We start from the raw sequence: 16,864 nt of genomic DNA on the forward strand, positions 1-16,864 counted from the left end.
AGCTCACGAAATTCATATAGCTTTCGCCCGTTCGACTTTTGCCTAATCAATGAAACTCTTACGTGAGAGAGAACACAGACATTCCGAAAATACCCATGGCTGTTACTGACATAGAAGCGCCCGACGAAGACCCAAAACGGACTGCTGCGCGCGGCAACGAGAGCGCTGCGCAAAGCGGTCTTCGTCCGTTGAACCGACTGACGAACGACAGTCGTCTCGCACGCATCAACGGCGACACGCTCGCAAAAACGGAACTGCCCTACTACTCATTGTTCGCGCGGGAATTCCTGCGCGCCGACTTCAACTTCGCGGCCGCAAAGATGACCGTTGCGCGCGGAGGCAAGCTCATCGCGATCGAGTCTGAGTTCCGTACGGCCGAGGCGTTCATGAAGAAGGCGCTCGCATGGGCGGGTAAGTTTCCTGGTCGACGCGCGCCGACGCCCCCCGAAATGGTCACACTTGAGATTAAGCACGCCATGTCCGGCCGCCTTGTCCGACTCCTCACGATGTATGACCAGCTTTTCCTGAAGACGATGGAAGCGCTGATGCTGCGAACCATGACGGCTCAGGTGCGCCAATCCGCGCTCGAGGCTGCCGAGGCACGCATCAATCAAATCCCTTTTTTGTGCATGCCGGACAACGACCGCTTTGCGCCAGAGGGTGTGCTGCTTCCTGACTCCGATCGATCTCACTGACATTCGACTTGAACATCCCCTGCGCTCCCGTCCGAACTCGCGACGGCGCTAGAACTGCTCGACCTACCACAACGACGGGAGGACCCCGCATGGACTTACGCGAAATTCAACGACTGCATGCGCAGTTCACACCTGACTCGATGACCATCGATCTGCCGCGACAGATCGCTGCGCTTCCGGCACCGGCCAACCTGACGGCGGACACCAGGACACCGACGATCAAAGTCCGGCTTCCTAAGGCGCTCCCTGTCGCTCGCCGAAGCCTCGTCGCAGTCGCTATTGCCGCCGTCGTGGCCATGGCGGGTATGGGAGCCGCGTCGTTGTACAAGTCGGTAGGCGCAACCTCCTCACACGACGTGAAGAAGACGGTTGCTCAAACGCAATCCGATCAGAACGAACCGGCAGCAACGGAAGGACTGCCAGTCGTCGCAGCGACCCGCCCGATCGATGCAGAGCCGCCTCATCCGGTAGCGCTCCCTCCTACGCTGAAAGGAAAAGACGTCGCTCCTGCTGCCTCGATCGGTCTGACGGCTGACCAGTTCAAGAGTTCGTTGGGCACCACGAACGAAGCGAGCGCGGCCGCCACCAAGGCCACGCCTGCGGTCTCCAACGATGATCAACGAGCGGCTGCCTCACCTATTCATCAAGCGCGTCGCGAGACGGAGCCGGCTAGCCAGGCGCCCACAAACCCCGCGGCCTCAGTGACGCCTGCGCAACCAGCGGCACAGCCCAGCACCGAAGAACACGCGCTGCAGCAGAACGCGGCGCCTACCCGTGCGCATAGCTACCGCCACCGCTCGCATTCGCGCGATGAGCAGGTAAACGATGGCGACACCGCGTCGGCAATAAACAAGAAGTCGGCATTTGCGAACCGCGCCGGGGCGAACGAAGTGCAAATGTTTTAAGGAATCGACACCATGAAAACCGAACTCAATATCACGCTTATTGCGCGCGGCTGCGCGATCACCGGCGACATGGTCGTGGATCACGGCATTTCGTTCTTCGGGCTGCTCGACGGCGGCATCATCTCGACGCAGGGCCTGCTGCACATCGGCGAAGGCGGACTTGTAAAGGGCTCCGCGCAGGGCGAGCACGTTCGCATTGACGGGCGCGTCGACGGGGATGTGCACGCTCGGGGCTCGTTGGAAATCAACGGCCAAGTCTCGGGCGACATCTTCTACTCCGGCACGATCCGCCTTGGTCCGCGTGCGTCTTTGAACGGCACGCTGAAGCGCGTTGCCAGAATGCTGACGATCGATGCCGAATCCACGCCGGACGAAGGGCCTATCGCCGGTCCGCGCCTGGAGGACGTGAAAGGCCACGAACGCGCGGAATCAAATGTGACAGAGCTCTCTCGCGCAATGGCCTGAGCCTGCATAAAACCCGATGATTTGCCGATAACGGGTCAAAGTCTCTAAGAACCCTGACCATGAAACCGATTGACCCGATCTTCGATTTCGTCACCGTGACGTGGGACGCGGCCGCGCAAGAAGCAGCTTTCGAAGGACACTGCTTCTGCATGCTCGATACCGGACGACTTGTGAATAGCCACGCGATGCCCGCTGATACGCCACACTGGAACCGTCCTGCTTACCGTTCTGTCGCAATGTATAAACGAGCGTTGCAGCCTAGACGTTGAAGGAACGAGCCAAACTGGCCCCTTCGCATATCGCGCCGATATGCACTACAGCCCGCCTATAGCGGGCTTTTTTGTTTGTTGCAGCGGTCCACCATCAACACGGCACCGGTGAACTCGCAAGTCCAGTCACTACATATTCGCGTTTGTACGGAATGGCGAAGTTTCGGCCAAGGTCTTTGCGAGTCCGCAATTTCCGGTCAAGCACCATTCAGAATTCAACAGCCGTGGTGGGTTCGCCGCCGTGTTCGGATGAGTCGCTTCAATAACGAATCGTTAGCGGCTCCGGGTGATGCTGAGTGATCACATATGAGCTACCGACCGCGAAGGCCGTGATGGTGGTTACGTACGGCGTGCATTGCGAAAAATTGGGGTTTTGATGCGACGACTGAATGTGGACCGGCCCAGAATCAGCGTCGCTCGCGACATACACGGTCACATCGGCGCCCTGCCGTACGGCAATCGATGGGCGCGGCCCAGACGTGTAGAAGAGCACCGGCGAGCCACTGCAGTCAGAAGAAGGGTATGCGACTATTCCGATCGATCCCCATTGAAACTGCGTGGCAGAAGCTCGGTCGTCGGTGCCGGCTCGAGCGATCGGGACGAACGTGATTGCCCCGTTGATCTCTATGTAGACGCCGTTCTGGCTTGCATCGGACACGAGTGGTCCAACCTCCCTTCCCTGCGCATCAAACACCTTTGGGGCATGCCTGTCGTCGCGGTGCTGATGGCGGTCATCGTCGCCCGCATGGGCGGTCAAAGCAAGCGTTGCCAGCACGGAAGCAATCAGAATCGAGCGCATGGTGTCTCCAGTCAGTAGGTGCCACGAGCGCCATGACTTGGCCGCCAGGCAGCCTGAAGAATAGGCGGGCGACGCAGCGCTTTCAAGGAAGCGCGTTGAAGACAATCTCAGGCAGCTGTAGCCACCGGTTGAAGTTCCGCCTCAACGACAAAGCGCGACTCGAAGTTCTTGGACGTACCCGAAATCATCAACGATTCACGAGCGCGCGTCATGGCCACATAGAACAGCCGCCGCTCTTCTGGCTCCGTCGACTTCGGGTCCGGGACGATTGTCTCCTCGCTGCGCGCGATCCAAACGTGGTCCCATTCGAGCCCTTTCGAGCTATGCATGGTCGTCAGGATGAGCGCCCCCGGCGTCGGTTCATTGTTGTCCTGGCGCAAGAACAGAAGCCGGTCGGCGAAACTGCCCGACAAGCGCGACAAGACGTCGTTTGTAGCCTGAATCGCCCGAATCGCTGAATCCTTCTTCGCGTATTTCAGCATCCACTCGGCGACGCCCGAAAGCGTCAGCGAGTAGAACTTGCGGTCGCACAGGCTCTGCCATTCGGCGAGCCGCTTCATGAACTCGCGATAATTCGTCGCCACGTCCTCTGGCAACCCGAGCTCGACCAACTCAGCGCGCCCCTTCTGCGTCAGTTCCGCACCCATATCGGCGTGAAGCGCGCGTAGCTGCTGAGCGGTAAGCCCAAGGTGCGCCAAGACCGCATCGAGGCCGGTGTCTTTGATTCGCTCCACGATTTCGAGCAGATTGCACATCAGCGCGCCCTCCGGGCGGCTCAGGACGGACGCGCCCGATGCACGGTAGTACTTGATGCCGTGCGAGCGGCAAACGGACTCAAGGGGGTCTAGTATGCGGTTGGTACGCGCCAGGATCGCACACGATTGCCCTTTAGCGAGCAACGGCGCGAGCACCTCGACCGCCGCGGTCGCCTCTTCATATTCATCTGGATGGCGGGACGTTTGCACAGTGCCGCCCGGGCCCTTTTCCGCACGCAGCACTTTTGCGATGCGGTCGACATTGTTCCGAATCAGCCGGTCCGCTGCGCCAAGAATCTCTGCGCGGCACCGGTAGTTGCTGCCCAAGACAACAGGCTTCGCGTCGAACGCTTCGATAAACGATTCCATGCCGCGATAACCGAGCGCCTCACGGAACGCGTAGATGCTCTGGTCGTCGTCGCCTACGACGGTCACGATCGAACCCGCCTTCGCATGAAGCTCGATCCATCGATATTGCAGGGGGTCGGTATCTTGAAACTCGTCGACGAGCAGATAGGTGAGCGCGTATGGGGCGATGGTGCCGTTTTCCATCCCCTCGACAGCGAGGCGCAGCATGTCCTGAAAATCAATCTTGCCGTTACGCGCAAGCGCGTCCTGATATGCGTGGTACAGCTCGCCGTCGGCAGTGTTCGGGTCGCACCGTCCGAAATTCGTTTTGATCTTCTCTATCGTTGGAATGACGTCTTCTGCCTTCCCTTCGCGCCCGAGTTCTTGCATCACGCGGATGAGTAGACCGAGCCGATCGCCATCGGAGGCGATATCGAGCGCCCGCGAGCCGGGGCGTTTCAGTTGCTTGAACGCGAGAGAATGGAATGTGCCTGCAATTAGGCGTTTCTTCGCAGACTCGCCGGCAGCGGCCAGAATCCGTTCGCGCAATTCGAGCGCGGCTTCCTTCGAGAACGTGACGGCGCCGACCGTTGCGGCGCTGTCTTGCAGCAATAGGGCTGCTTTAGTGGCGATCGTTTTGGTCTTGCCCGCGCCCGGGCAGGCGATCGCCACGCAATGCTGGCGCAACTGAGCGACTTCCCGTTGCTGGGGATTCAGTTCGTCCAGCATCGCGCCTCCTTAGTTGCCGCGGACCGTCGTCATCAGCTTCAGGTGCGTCATGTACCCGCGAATGCCAAGCGGGTTGAAGCGCTTGAGGAAGTTGACGGCTTCATCGTCAACGTCCGACTGGTCGCGAAGGCCGTTCCAGACCATGAAGTCGAAGTGATCCATCGCCCGGTCGAACTTCATGATGACGCCCAGCACGCGCATCGAAAAGCGCGAGTAGGCCTCGACTTCGATGTCCATCGCGGGCATCGGGATCGTAGGCTCGAACACAAATTCCTTGTTCGCCCGAAGCTCCGCTTCCTTTTGCTGGCGGAAGCCTTCGGCGACGCGCAGTTGCTCGTCAACGTAGCTCTCGATACCCCCGAGCAGCTTTTCGAGCGCGCTGTTGACCACTTCCTTGTCGTTCTCGCCGAACGTCGAGCGGCCGAAACGCTGCATGTTGATGCTCATGCGGTTGATGTACGGCCACCATTGTTCGAACAGCGGCTTCAGACGCGTATGGTTCAAACGCACGCGGGCGGTCACGACTGCCGCACCGGAAAGCTGGCGGTCCAGCAACTGACGGCCAATCTCACGGCGGCGCTTGATGATGGAAATACGTTCCGCTGCCGGAAGGTCGCGAAACAGCTTGCGCGTCTTGGCGACTTCCGCTCGCTTCATTTCGGCGTCGTCGGTGGAGATCACGCCTTCTTTTTGGAGGCGGTCTGCGTCGGCCTCCATCTGCGTCAGTTCGCGCTCGAGTTCGCCGTCGTCCGCGCCGTCGGTCGTGAGTGGCGGCTCGGCCGTACCTTGTTCAAGCGCGCTCAGCGCCACTTTCTCTTCACTGCCGGGTTCGACAACCGTGCTCATTCGCCATTTCTCCTGTCTGGACCGCATGGGTCCCGTTTCATCTTGGGGGATTAGGCAAGCGAAGCGCGTTGCCCGTATTTAGCATTGTTGCGGCGCCTGCAGCCAGCGGAAGGTCGAAACGGTGACTATTTGAAGCGCCTTTGACCCGATTGACCGGCGCGCGCGTGGGCGGGCAGCTGGGGACGGCGGCAATGCGGACGGACCAGAAAAAGCAAAAGCAACGCTATCCGGATAGCGTTGCTTTTGAGGAATGAAGCGGTTTTTCGTGAGCTTTTGAGGCGTCGCGCGATTTCTTTTCCTATCTCGACGACTGAAAAGACTCGGCTGCCTTCCAGAGAAGACCTCCGAGGAGCGCGGCGACGGCAACCCAGTAGCCGACCAAGACCGGCAACGGAACCACCAGCACCGCGAACAGCGTCCCGGTCACAATCAGCAACCCGTGCCCGGCCAGATGGAAAGACAGCGGACTCACGAAGCCCGCAGCCGACGCTTTGATCTTCCTGCGCGCCGCACCGTCGATGAACATGCCGATCGCAAAAAGCAGCGTCCCGACGATCCACATCTTCATCACCATCGCGCGGAATAACATCCGGTACACCAGCAGCCAGAAGTTCTCGGTCCACGTATGCGCGAACGACGAGAACCCGCCGTCGTCCAAGCCGCCTACCTTTCCGGAGGCATTCAGCGTGCGGTGAAGCAGCCCGCTATCGACAAATGCACGGCGGAACTCTTCGTTGGCGCTGCGCATGGCGCGGTCGACACGGTCCTGCCCCACCGACTCAACTAGAGAATGTGTTTCCGCTTCCGGCACCTCGAATAGCTTGCGCTCCGGGATGGCCGGCATGACCGCGATGGCTAGCACCGGCACGAGCAGAAACCACACCTTGATGTGCGAACCGAACCGACTAGCCATGCAGCACCCTGAGCAGCATGAGGGCAGGCACCGCCACTAGCGCCATCAGTCCGCCCCAAAACAGCGCCGGTCGAAATTCGGCGATCGTTGCCAACGCGTAGCACCGGGCGCCGGCACCGTGAGTGAATTCCTCAGGCACGGCCGCGTTCACATCGCCGTCGAATGCCGCAGCAGTGTCGCGCGCCCGCTGGGCCGTGCGCGGCTCAACTCCCGAGAGCTTCGCTATGATCGAAACGGTGAGCGACATCGTATTCCTCGAAGTAACGGCGGAAAGCTTCCCCTTGAAGCACGCGTGCGGCGAGCTGGAACGCCGCAGTGCGCTCGGTGATCTCGTCCGGACAACGCTCATCGACCATTTCAAACTGGTACTCGAAATGGCGCGCTTCGAACGCGGGGATCGCCTCGACCATTGGGCACCACACGGAAACCTTGTCGCCAAACCGCGCGACAAGACGGCGAGCGTACAGCGATTTCGACGGCTCGAACAAGCCTTGCATGAACGCGATGTGCTGGTCACCAGTGCGCTTCGCGCGCCTGAAACCATCTAGCGCTGACTCGATCATCTCCGCGGCCAGCGGCCCTTTGTCTCCCATAAACCGCTCCCCGATGAAGTCGGCCACGCGCGAGCACGCGAGCTCCAGCTCCGGTGCGACATTGAAGACCGCAACCAGCCTGTGCGAGAGCTTGTGATCGCGAATGATGTTTTTATATGCAGCGGACATAATCTTGTGTTTTAGCCTTCGATGATAGGAATGCGACCCTGATACACGGCACCGCCCGAGATGCGCATGAAGTACTGCAAATTCGGCAAGCTGTGAAGTAGCTTCACGGGAATGAGCGGCACCTTCTCCAACTGAATGGACCGGGACTGTGACCCGCTGAATTCGAGCGCATGCGCCTCAGTCGTGGTATTCGTGCTGTTGGACACGTTGACTACCCGAATCGCGGTCTCGCCGACTTTGTCCGAGAACCACTTTGCTGTATCTGAGTCCTCTAGTCTAAGCACCACCTGATTATTGAGGTTACCCAAAACCTGCAGCATTTTCGCTGCATTTCCGAGTTTCGCTTCGAGGTCGGCACGCGCCTGGAACGCGACGAACGCCTTAAATCCCGCACCGCGGCCTTTGTTCAGAATCTGTATCACCTGCTCGTTGATCGCCTCTGCGATCTCGTCGATGATGAGCACGACGTCGGGCTTCTCGGCATAGAAGTTATAGATAGCCCCGCACACTGCCGCGACGTCCGACAATGCCATGGATGCGATCGCCTTCTGGACGATGTTGTTCGATAGCGAATCGAGCCCCATGTACAGGACCGCCTTCTGCTTGATGATCTTGTCGATATCCCAAATCTCGCGCTCGTCCTCGAAGTCGTCCGCTTTCGGCGCGAGCATGAGGCCGGTTTCCCCGGTCGCTAGCATCTGTAGGAGCGGCAAGGCCGACGCGATGATCTTCATGTAGTGCTCGCGGTCGTGGGTGTGCGTGGCGATCAACCCATCGATCGTCTCGTGCCCCCGGTCGTGAGCGGCAAAGCGGTCGAGATACAACTTCACCATCCCGTCAATCAGCGAGGCGTCGTTGCGGCGCTGCGCGTCTTTTACTGTCGCGGTGACGGTCAGTTCTTCCCAATCTGTCAGGCCGTTTTCGATAAAAAATCGTCGCAGCCCACGGTCGAGCAGATTGCCAATCCCTGACTGTGCGTATTTGAGAATGGAGCGCAAATTTGGCTTGTCGCCCACATACAGCTCGCCTTTCACGGCGCGGTCGATGAAGAGAAACGCGAAGTCACGGAACTGGCCTTCTTCCATCAACTGCGCGATGCGCGACGGGATTTCCGACGGCTGCGACCAGTTTTCTAGCGGGTTCAGGCGGATCGACTCGTGCGGCTTCGCCTGATTGAAGTACAGGAATTTGCGCCCGGTGCGCTCGCATTCCTTCTCCACGCGCTTTTTCCACTCATCATCGTTCTTGGGGTCGACGATGATCAAGACGTCCTTGGGGTTGTGGATCACCTGCGTGGAGATGACTTCGTAGGTGCGGGTCTTTCCCGCGCCAGTCGTGCCCGCCACCAGCGTGTGTCCGCCCATGGCCTTATAGTGAAACGGCACCTCGACCTTCTTCTGTTCCATTCCGTGGATCCACGACGAACCCTGCGGCATGCGATCGCGAATGCTGTCGCGCGGGCCGAATAGTCGCTCGATGCGCTCCTCCACCGTCCGGCCAATCTCGGTTTTCGGCAGCCACTTGGGCAACGACGGAATATCGGTTACGGGCATCCGCAGGATTTCGTGGGCAATCTGCGTATGTTTCTGCGTCCACTCGTATCCGATGCCCAGATACATCGAGTCCGCTCTTTTCCGCATCGCGTTCTGCGTGGCGAGAAGCTTCTCGATGCGAATCTTGCTCAGCCATTTCGTTGAGATGGCCATACGAAAGCTCAGTGCCTTCCATATCTGGAGCGCACGGATCGACAGCAGGGCCGCGCCGGCTAACGCGAACGCCCAGCCGTAGGGCATCCCCGAGACCAAGATGCCAACGATGACGATGGGCCAGACGAGAAACGGTCGAAATTCGTAAATCGGACGGAAGTGATTGACGTAGTTCATGCCGCGGGTCGCTCCACGATGAGACGGCCGGCGCGCTCGACAATGCAGATGTCATTGCCGTGTGCGCGCATGAGGAGACTGCGCTTCTTGAGTTGTTCGACAAGGGTATCGCTCGTGATGCCGTATCCGCCCACGAGCCGCTTCTTGACGGCCAGGCCCTTCTCTTCCCACGTCACTTCCGCCTTTCCGGTCGCGACGTCGCCAGCAAGAGCTTTGAAAAACTCTTTCAGCATTGCAGCGCCGGGGCCCAGAAGTTCCGTCAATTCTTCGTCAGACGGCCCGACCCTGTTTGCATTGGACCTCGCAGGACGCGCTGCGGCGGGGTCGACCGGCGCCGGACGCGACGCTGGCGCGCTCGGGCCGGTCGAGGGCTCAGGCGCAGCCGCACCTGCGGCCTGTGCTTCGCTGCGCTCCAACGCATCGAGCAACGACTGAGAGAACTTGGGCGCAGAGGCGCTCGCGTGCTCGGAGTCGGCCGTTGCTCCAACAACGGCCGACTGCGGCTCTGAGGTAGTCACCGGGGGTACAGACGCCGTCGTGGCGCTCGACTGTACCGGGTCCACCGACGGATCGACACTGGCCGGGGCGGGCGACGCGACGAACTGCGGCTCCAGGGCGAGCGCTACGTGCACGGCTGAGGGAACGTCATACTTCACCGGCGCGAACACGGCGCGCTGTGCCTTGCGCTCGAAATCCACTGCAACGTCCATCGCCTGGCGCACGACCTTGTGGACGAGCGGCTCGAAGCCTTGGGGGCTGCGCTCCGGATTGATCGCGTTGAAGAGGTCGTCCAGCACCGCTGTGTCGAACCCGGAGAGCAGCTCGGGAGAGATGACGGTCTGGGCGAACATGGCGGTGCGCATGCGCTCGTTCTTCAGTGGCGTCACACGCCGCTCAACCGCGAACTGACCGGCCCCGATCCACGTGCCAAACGCCCCGTGCGCCGCCGGGTTCCATTTCGTGCGGTCGGAAAGCCGCACCATCTCGAAGTGACGAAACGGCTCGTCCAACAGCGAGCACGCAGCGGCCAAGAAGACCGCGTAGTTGTATTGAGGCTCCAACCGGCGACGCTTATCAGACGTGAGGTCAGCCGCGAACTTCTGCCCACCCGCAAGCCGCATTGCATAGAAGGTCGATTCAATCGTCGCGCGGAATGCACCGCCCGGCTCGCAATGCAACTCGGGCGTCAGCGGCATAGACGAAAACCAATTCGCGCAGCGGCGTAACACTGCAAGCCACTTACGCGCGAATTCCGTCTCAGTGCTCTCGTTAGCGCATTGACGAACAAGCTCAATGCGCTTCAGGTGCGTAGCGAATAGGTCCTCGGCGAGGATTGCTTCGTGTGCGGCGATCATGGAATGAAGCCCTTTGCCAGCTTCAGCGCCGCAGTGCCGGTTGCGCTTGCGCCGCCGCCAAAGATCGCCGCAAGCTTCGGAATCTCGAGCGACAACAAAAGGATGAATATCGCCAAATTGAAGACGTACATCGCATTCACCGTTGTTGCCCCACCAACGCCAGACGCCTTCGACACCGCGTCGCCGATTGACGATCCGACGAGCTTCATCAAGATCGCAACGACGACGACATACATTCCGGCGCTAATCATCCAATCCAGCCACTTAACAAAGTAGTTGCGGGTGTAGGACGAGAAAGCGAGAGCGATCGCAATTGGCCCCAGCACGATCCCGATAGCTGATTGGATCTGGCCCACTGCCGAGTAGTAGATGAAGACGATCGCCGCCAAGCACATGAAGAATGCGGCGAGCAACATGACCGCCGCATCAGACAAGACCGCCGGAATGTTCAAAATCCTAATTGACTTCAACTTTTCCTTTAGCCCGTCAAAGATGACGCCTGCCAGATGCGCCATCTGGCCACCCGTCGAGGAATCCGACGCGCCACTGATATGTGCCGCCAGATCCTTAAACCATGTCCAGAAACCGCTCGCACTCGACGTGTAGCCGAGGTAAAGCGCGACGAAGATGCCAAGTACAGCGACCTCTTCGAATAGATTGACCCAGGCAGAAATGGGGTGGTGGGTACCGGCGAATCGAATGCCCAGGAGGACCAGCGAGATGACGCCCAAGCCCCAGGCGAACTTGTTCGCCTCGTCCATCACGCCCGAACTTGCGGTGATCGCGTTGGGTATCAAATTGCCTACTAGCGAATCTATCTGCGTGACTGCCGTCTGTGCGCCCTTTCCGAAGTCGCCATCCGGACTGGCGAGCGCCGCCGCGCCAGCGGCCGTCGCAGAACCCGCCGAGGCATCAGCCGCTTGCGCGAACGCGCCAGTCTGGAAGATCACCATGGCGACGATCGTAACCAGGAGCAGGACAACTGTCCTCAGCGTGACCATTGATGAATGTGCCATCACTGCCCCAATACTTTTGACGACCCGATTTGAGCGTCGAAGGCAGCGCGCTGCTGGTCCTGCTTAGCTTTGAGAGACGCTTGCGCCGCATTGCTCGCCTGCTGATCTACGACCGTCGCCGAATCCTTCACGGCATCGCTTCGCTGCTTAGCTGCCATCATCGTCAGAAGGTCGCTGTTCTGACTGGAGATTATGTCCAGCATGTGCGTGGTCAACTGTGCCGTCGCTTCCATCGTCGGCGACATATTCAGCTGATCCTGAATTTCCTGCCGGCGCTTGGCGAGCGTGCTCACGTGCGAGATTACGTCGTTGCCCTGCTGGAAGAGTTGCTTGGCCGTCTTGTCGTTGTTCTGGAGCAGCGTGTTCTGGTCCGTGAACCACTGTTCCGGCGTCTTGCCCGACTGCGTGATAAGTGCCTGAACTTTGCTTGCGTATTCCGCATTGTTTTGCAGGCCGCCATACAGGTCCTTGAGCGCATCCGTGTATTTTGTCAGGCTCGAAATATCGCTCGTGATGCTGTTGAACTGCGCCAGCATCGCCGCAGGATTCAGGTTGGTCGCCTGCTTCAACTGGTTGAGCATCATTTGGTACTGGTACACCAGGTTCGAGTCCTGATAAACCTCACCCTTCACGGCGGCCGCCGCCGTCATCGTGTTCTGAATGAAGTTCGACGCGTCGAACACCGGCATGTTCGCGTTGGCGTGTTGCACGAATCCCAGCGTCAGAACGCCGGTGGCTGCGACGCAGCGGAGCAGTTTTTTCATCATGGCGATACCTTTATTTAATGCGTTCAAGCGTTGACGAGCACGTCGCGCACGTAGTCCTCCCGCCAGTGCGGGCTGCCTGACTTCACGTGCTTATCGAGGAGCGCCTGCGCGCGACCGTCCGAGCGCAGGTAGGCAAGTGCCTCCTTCGGGAACTGCGCCTGCAGCATCCGGCTCTGCTTGGCCGTCACCCACAGGTAGTCGCGGTTGGGCACCGCGTCGGAAATCATCTTGATCTGGTGCTGCGTCAGACCGAACACGTCGCTGTACAGCCCTTGGTTGTTGATCGCGTCGCTGTTCGGCAGGTAGATGATGTTCGGGATGTTCTCCTTCAGAATCTCGAAGTTCGGCACGCGAGCTACCTGGCCAAGCGACTGCGTGGCCATCAGCAGCGTTGCGTTGAGCTTTCGGATCGTCACCGCCCAGATTTCGAGGCGCGCGTAAAACTTCGGGTAGGTGAAGAAGAAGCCTGCCTCTTCGATCTCAATCACCGTGTACCGCTTGCCGTCGAGGATTTGCGCGATCCGGTAGAACGCGTAGTCCATGAACAAGGCTGCGGCCACCGGGAAATTCTGAAACAGGTCGCCCATCTCGATCGACAAGTCGTCCGAGATAGCGAAGCCGTCTTCCGCGTGGTCGAAGAATTTGCCGTTCTTGTTGCCCTCGGTCCAGACCTGAAGGCGCTCGCGCAAATCGGCCGGCAGCAGCGTGATCAGCCCCGAAAGACGCCACTTCTCCGGCGGAAAGCCGAGCGCGAGCGTCCGGATGCGCTCGTAAATCTCGGTCTGCTGCTGCGGCGTGCAGGTGTAGTCCTCGCCCTCGATGGCGAGTTGCACCCAGTCCGCGACGTAGGACCAGTGCTTCTCTTCGGCGATCAGCGAAAGTGGATTGACCGAGGTCGCCGCTTCAAAACGTCCCGTCGCGTCGATGAACCGGCCACCAGCGAGCAACGTGGGAATGCGCGTCGAGCGGTCCTTGTCGAAACGGATACGCCGTGCGCCGTGCCGCCCGGTCTGCGTCATCAGGTAGTTCAGGAACACCGACTTACCGGCGCCGATCGGGCCGACGACCAGCGTGTGCGCCTTGCCGCCCGGATGGTGCAAGTCGAAATACTGGAGCGTACGATGGCGGGTGGGCAGACACGTCAGCGGGCCGGTTTTCGTACCAGACTGCTGCGTCAGCCATTCGTTCACCTTGGAGCCCTCGCCTACGCTGCATAGCGGGGCGATGTCGGAGACGGCGGGCGTCTCAACGAACTGCAGGCGTCTTTGCTGGTCCCATCGGCCCGGCAACGTCGCGCTCCACGAGGCGAACAGGTTCGTCTTTTCGAGAATTACACCGAAGCCGGCGTTGCCGATGACGCCGACCACCTGACGCGTCGCGTCCTCGCACTCCTCGGGCGTGCTGCCATACACGACCACCGAAATGTTCGCGAAGCCGTATTGTTGGCCTTCCGCGTCGAGCTTCGCCAACGCGTCGCCCGCTTCCTTCGCGAGAATCTCACGGCCTTCGTCGTTTTTCTGCTCTTCCTTCGTTGCCCACTGCTTCAGGATCGCGACCGGATTGAACGCAGCGACTTTATAGAACCCTCGAATCTTCTTGATGTAGGCGCTCGCTCGCGATGTGTCGAGGAATCGGAACATCACACAGACGTCCAATTCCGCGTCAACCTGCGAGAGGACGTCGAGCGCCGCCTCCTGAAAGCCCATCCACTCCTTGATGCCGATGATTCGGGCGTACACCTTGCCGTGCGCCGATTCAAACATCAGCTCGGTCGCGCCGATCGTGACTTCCGTCTCGGTCAGGTGGGTATCAAGCATCGTGACCGGGTAGCGCACGCGACGCTTGGGCGTCGACGGATTCGCACGCTGATGCAGGAACGACAGCACGTTCTGAAGCTGAAGCCGCTTCATCTTGAGGCGAGTAACGCCGCCGACAAAGCCGTCGATCACCGATTCAAAGCGCTTGATCTCGTTCTGGATCTTGGTCAGGTCGAACGCGAAGGCGCTTCGCGCGAGAATCGTGTCTTTCGCGGCTTCGAACATCGCCACAGCCAGGTTCTTGCCGCCGACCGTCATGTGATAGCTGATCTTGTCGAAGATCCGCGAGATGCCGGTTTCAGGCGTGAACGCCAGCGCGAGCGAGTGCGAGTTCTTGAAGTACTTGCCGCTGCCGATAATTGCTTGATTGATCGCGTCGACGCGCGCATCGGCCTCCGACGCGAACGTGCCGTCCATGCCACCGCGCACGCGCCGGTGCGACATGCGCCACCACGCGGTGATCCGGTGGTCGAAGTTGCGGCATGCGTGGTCGAGATTGTCGCGGGCGGCCGTGATGTCGCCGGGATTGGGCGAATCAGCGTCGATGCCTTCGAACTCGAACACGGTCAGCAGCGACCCGTCCTTATTGAGCACCAATTCCGGCGTGACCATCGTGGCCCACGGCGCGATCTCCTGCACCGCGCGCTTGGTGAACATCATTTTCAGCATTGCAGGTCCTGATCAAACCCATACGGGCGCTTGAAGCGCGCGCTAAAACGGCTGCTCGGTCCCGGCTCATAGACGTCCGGGTAGCGGTTGTACACGAGCATCACGATTCGCCACCACGGGTCAGTCGAGCTTTTCCAGCGCAAGAACACATGCACCACCACGCCAACGAGGAGGAACGCCGGGCTCCAGCTCGTGTAGGTGAGCAGCGCCGTCATCGTCCCGTTGAAAATGGCGAGTCCCCGGTCTGCCCCGCCCATCTGGCGCGGCAATGAGAGGCCTCGACTAACCTTGTGCTGGCGCATATCAGCAGGCGTTGGCCATGTGGAAGTGGCTCTGCATGATCGGCACGGCGACCGATGCAATGCCGAGGCCGACGAGCACCACCGAGAACGTCTTGGCGATATTGCTTTCCGAGTTCGCCACCGCGACGCCGCCGAGCGTGATCAGCACGATGCCGATGCCGTACAAGTACGGGCCGCTGATTAGGTTGCTGATCGTGCAGATGATGTCCGTCAGGCCTGTCAGGTTGGAAAAATCCCCCGCTGCCATAGCGGCCACCGACACGACGCTCAAAAGCGCGCCAACCAGCATGGACTTGCCCGGACGCAGACGCTTCGCCACCGTCGCGGCTCTGTTGAGTACCTTCTTGCCCTTCATTTGATGCTCCCGTTAAAAAACGCGTTGTAGGTCGTAATCGTTGTTTTTGAATCCCCGGATTTCGAGGATTTCGGAGACGTGCCGCATCTCGCCGGTGCGCTTGAAATGCACGACGTAGTTGAAGCAGTCAGCGATGTTTTTGCGCATGTCTTCCAGCTCCCACCGCGATCCGGTCGGGATACCGAGCATGGCGAGCGATTCAAGGCGGCTCAACGCCGTGCGCCCGTTGTTCGCGTGGATGGACGCGAGGCCGCCGTCGTGGCCAGTGTTGAGCGCCTGCAGCAGGTCGTAGGCTTCCCCGCCGCGCACTTCGCCAACGATGATGCGGTCGGGGCGAAAGCGCAGGCAGAGCGCGACGAGCAGCTGCGTCGTCACATTCGTGTCTGCATTCGAGAGCAGCCGCACGCGGTTGGGCACGTGCAGCTTCAGCTCCATCGTGTCCTCGATGGAGATCACGCGTTGGTCCGAAGGAATCTGTTCGATCAGCGCATTGAGGAACGTCGTCTTGCCCGCCGACGTGCCGCCCGCGACGAGCACGTTCTTGCGCGATTGGACAAGCGCGACGAGCGCGCGCATGAGCGCTTCGTCCTCGATGCCGTCCTCAAAGTGAATGGCTTCCGCGTATTCGGGCCGGGCATTGGCCGCCGAAAACGCCCCCATGTTCACGTAGTCCGACAGCGTGAGTTTCGACTCGCGGTGCTTCCGGATGCTCAGTGCGTGGCCGTCGATCGACGTCGGGCTCATGACCGCCGCGATACGCAAGTTTTGGTGGCCCGCGTTGATGATGCCTTTGTCGCTTCCCGCCTTTGCCGACTTTTCGACGGACGACGCGAGCGAGTGGATCGCGCCTTCGAGCTGTTCAGGGCGCAGGTCAATGTTCTCGCGCGTCATCACGCCACGACGCTCCACCCAGACGTTGCGGTAATCGTTAATCATGATTTCCGCGAGGTCGGGCGATTCGAGCAGCTCGCGCAGCGGCGAAAGCGCATGGAAGAACATGCGCACGGCTTCCGCTTCGAGGGGGCGCAGCTTCAGGAGTTGGTTGTCGGCGGACTCGGACATGCGATGCTTTGTGGGCTATCTAACATGTCGGCTATTGTTGGTGTTGGCGGACGTGCGCAGGCACCGAAAGAGGCCTCAAATTGAGCGGCTTTCGCAGCGGTCCATCCGCTCAGGCAGAGCAGCGCTCGGGCGATACCCACGATCCTGGCACCATCTGCGACCAAGGTAGCGGATGGCGTCTTGGTTGAGAGA

At 60.1% G+C, this 16,864-nt stretch carries 18 protein-coding genes; 4 read left to right on the forward strand and 14 right to left on the reverse strand.

Annotation, left to right across the window (positions count from 1 at the left end; genetic code table 11):
- Nucleotides 1-95: 95 nt before the first annotated feature.
- The 4 genes from NK8_RS42275 to NK8_RS42290 all read left to right on the forward strand — a co-directional run bounded on the left by NK8_RS42275 (nt 96) and on the right by NK8_RS42290 (nt 2,334).
- Nucleotides 96-695, forward strand: a complete 600-nt coding sequence (locus NK8_RS42275; RefSeq protein ID WP_213234583.1) for a DUF1845 domain-containing protein — start codon at nt 96-98, stop codon at nt 693-695.
- A gap of 89 nt (nt 696-784) precedes the next feature.
- Nucleotides 785-1,600 (forward strand): hypothetical protein, encoded by an 816-nt coding sequence (locus tag NK8_RS42280; RefSeq protein ID WP_213234584.1) that lies wholly within the window; start codon nt 785-787, stop codon nt 1,598-1,600.
- 12 nt (nt 1,601-1,612) lie between these two features.
- A complete protein-coding gene (locus NK8_RS42285) occupies nt 1,613-2,065 on the forward strand; it encodes a polymer-forming cytoskeletal protein (protein WP_213234585.1) in 453 nt (150 codons plus the stop codon).
- 59 nt (nt 2,066-2,124) lie between these two features.
- On the forward strand, nt 2,125-2,334 hold the full coding sequence (locus NK8_RS42290) for a hypothetical protein (RefSeq protein ID WP_213234586.1): 210 nt from the start codon (nt 2,125-2,127) through the stop codon (nt 2,332-2,334).
- A gap of 259 nt (nt 2,335-2,593) precedes the next feature.
- Here NK8_RS42290 and NK8_RS42295 read toward each other — a convergent pair whose 3' ends face one another.
- The 14 genes from NK8_RS42295 to NK8_RS42360 all read right to left on the reverse strand — a co-directional run bounded on the left by NK8_RS42295 (nt 2,594) and on the right by NK8_RS42360 (nt 16,672).
- A complete protein-coding gene (locus NK8_RS42295) occupies nt 2,594-3,133 on the reverse strand; it encodes a hypothetical protein (protein ID WP_213234587.1) in 540 nt (179 codons plus the stop codon).
- A gap of 107 nt (nt 3,134-3,240) precedes the next feature.
- Nucleotides 3,241-4,965, reverse strand: coding sequence for an ATP-dependent helicase (locus tag NK8_RS42300; protein WP_213234588.1), 1,725 nt, complete (start codon nt 4,963-4,965; stop codon nt 3,241-3,243).
- A 9-nt stretch (nt 4,966-4,974) separates the two neighbouring features.
- Nucleotides 4,975-5,811: an ATPase gene (locus NK8_RS42305; RefSeq protein ID WP_213234589.1), complete on the reverse strand. Its 837-nt coding sequence runs from the start codon at nt 5,809-5,811 to the stop codon at nt 4,975-4,977.
- A gap of 298 nt (nt 5,812-6,109) precedes the next feature.
- Entirely contained in the window at nt 6,110-6,724 is a 615-nt protein-coding gene (locus NK8_RS42310; protein ID WP_213234590.1) for a DUF4400 domain-containing protein, read from the reverse strand.
- A complete protein-coding gene (locus NK8_RS42315; protein WP_213234591.1) occupies nt 6,717-6,971 on the reverse strand; it encodes a hypothetical protein in 255 nt (84 codons plus the stop codon). Before NK8_RS42315 ends, NK8_RS42310 begins: the two co-directional genes overlap by 8 nt.
- Nucleotides 6,928-7,446 (reverse strand): hypothetical protein, encoded by a 519-nt coding sequence (locus NK8_RS42320; RefSeq protein ID WP_213234592.1) that lies wholly within the window; start codon nt 7,444-7,446, stop codon nt 6,928-6,930. Before NK8_RS42320 ends, NK8_RS42315 begins: the two co-directional genes overlap by 44 nt.
- Nucleotides 7,447-7,457: 11 nt before the next feature.
- A complete protein-coding gene (gene traD, locus NK8_RS42325; RefSeq protein ID WP_213234593.1) occupies nt 7,458-9,329 on the reverse strand; it encodes a conjugative transfer system coupling protein TraD in 1,872 nt (623 codons plus the stop codon).
- Nucleotides 9,326-10,684: a TraI domain-containing protein gene (locus NK8_RS42330; protein ID WP_213234594.1), complete on the reverse strand. Its 1,359-nt coding sequence runs from the start codon at nt 10,682-10,684 to the stop codon at nt 9,326-9,328. Before NK8_RS42330 ends, traD begins: the two co-directional genes overlap by 4 nt.
- On the reverse strand, nt 10,681-11,637 hold the full coding sequence (locus tag NK8_RS42335; RefSeq protein WP_225936698.1) for a type IV secretion system protein: 957 nt from the start codon (nt 11,635-11,637) through the stop codon (nt 10,681-10,683). Before NK8_RS42335 ends, NK8_RS42330 begins: the two co-directional genes overlap by 4 nt.
- A 62-nt stretch (nt 11,638-11,699) precedes the next feature.
- Nucleotides 11,700-12,467: a type VI secretion protein gene (locus NK8_RS42340; protein ID WP_213234596.1), complete on the reverse strand. Its 768-nt coding sequence runs from the start codon at nt 12,465-12,467 to the stop codon at nt 11,700-11,702.
- 23 nt (nt 12,468-12,490) lie between these two features.
- On the reverse strand, nt 12,491-14,953 hold the full coding sequence (locus tag NK8_RS42345; RefSeq protein WP_213234597.1) for a VirB4 family type IV secretion system protein: 2,463 nt from the start codon (nt 14,951-14,953) through the stop codon (nt 12,491-12,493).
- On the reverse strand, nt 14,947-15,255 hold the full coding sequence (locus tag NK8_RS42350) for a VirB3 family type IV secretion system protein (RefSeq protein WP_213234598.1): 309 nt from the start codon (nt 15,253-15,255) through the stop codon (nt 14,947-14,949). The genes NK8_RS42345 and NK8_RS42350 overlap by 7 nt, the downstream gene beginning before the upstream one ends.
- A gap of 1 nt (nt 15,256) precedes the next feature.
- Entirely contained in the window at nt 15,257-15,610 is a 354-nt protein-coding gene (locus NK8_RS42355) for a hypothetical protein (protein ID WP_035967777.1), read from the reverse strand.
- 12 nt (nt 15,611-15,622) lie between these two features.
- Nucleotides 15,623-16,672 carry a CpaF family protein gene (locus NK8_RS42360; protein ID WP_213234599.1) on the reverse strand — a complete coding sequence of 350 codons (1,050 nt, stop codon included), beginning with the start codon at nt 16,670-16,672 and terminating at the stop codon, nt 15,623-15,625.
- Nucleotides 16,673-16,864 lie beyond the last annotated feature (192 nt).

Source organism: Caballeronia sp. NK8 (assembly GCF_018408855.1).
GTDB lineage: Bacteria > Pseudomonadota > Gammaproteobacteria > Burkholderiales > Burkholderiaceae > Caballeronia.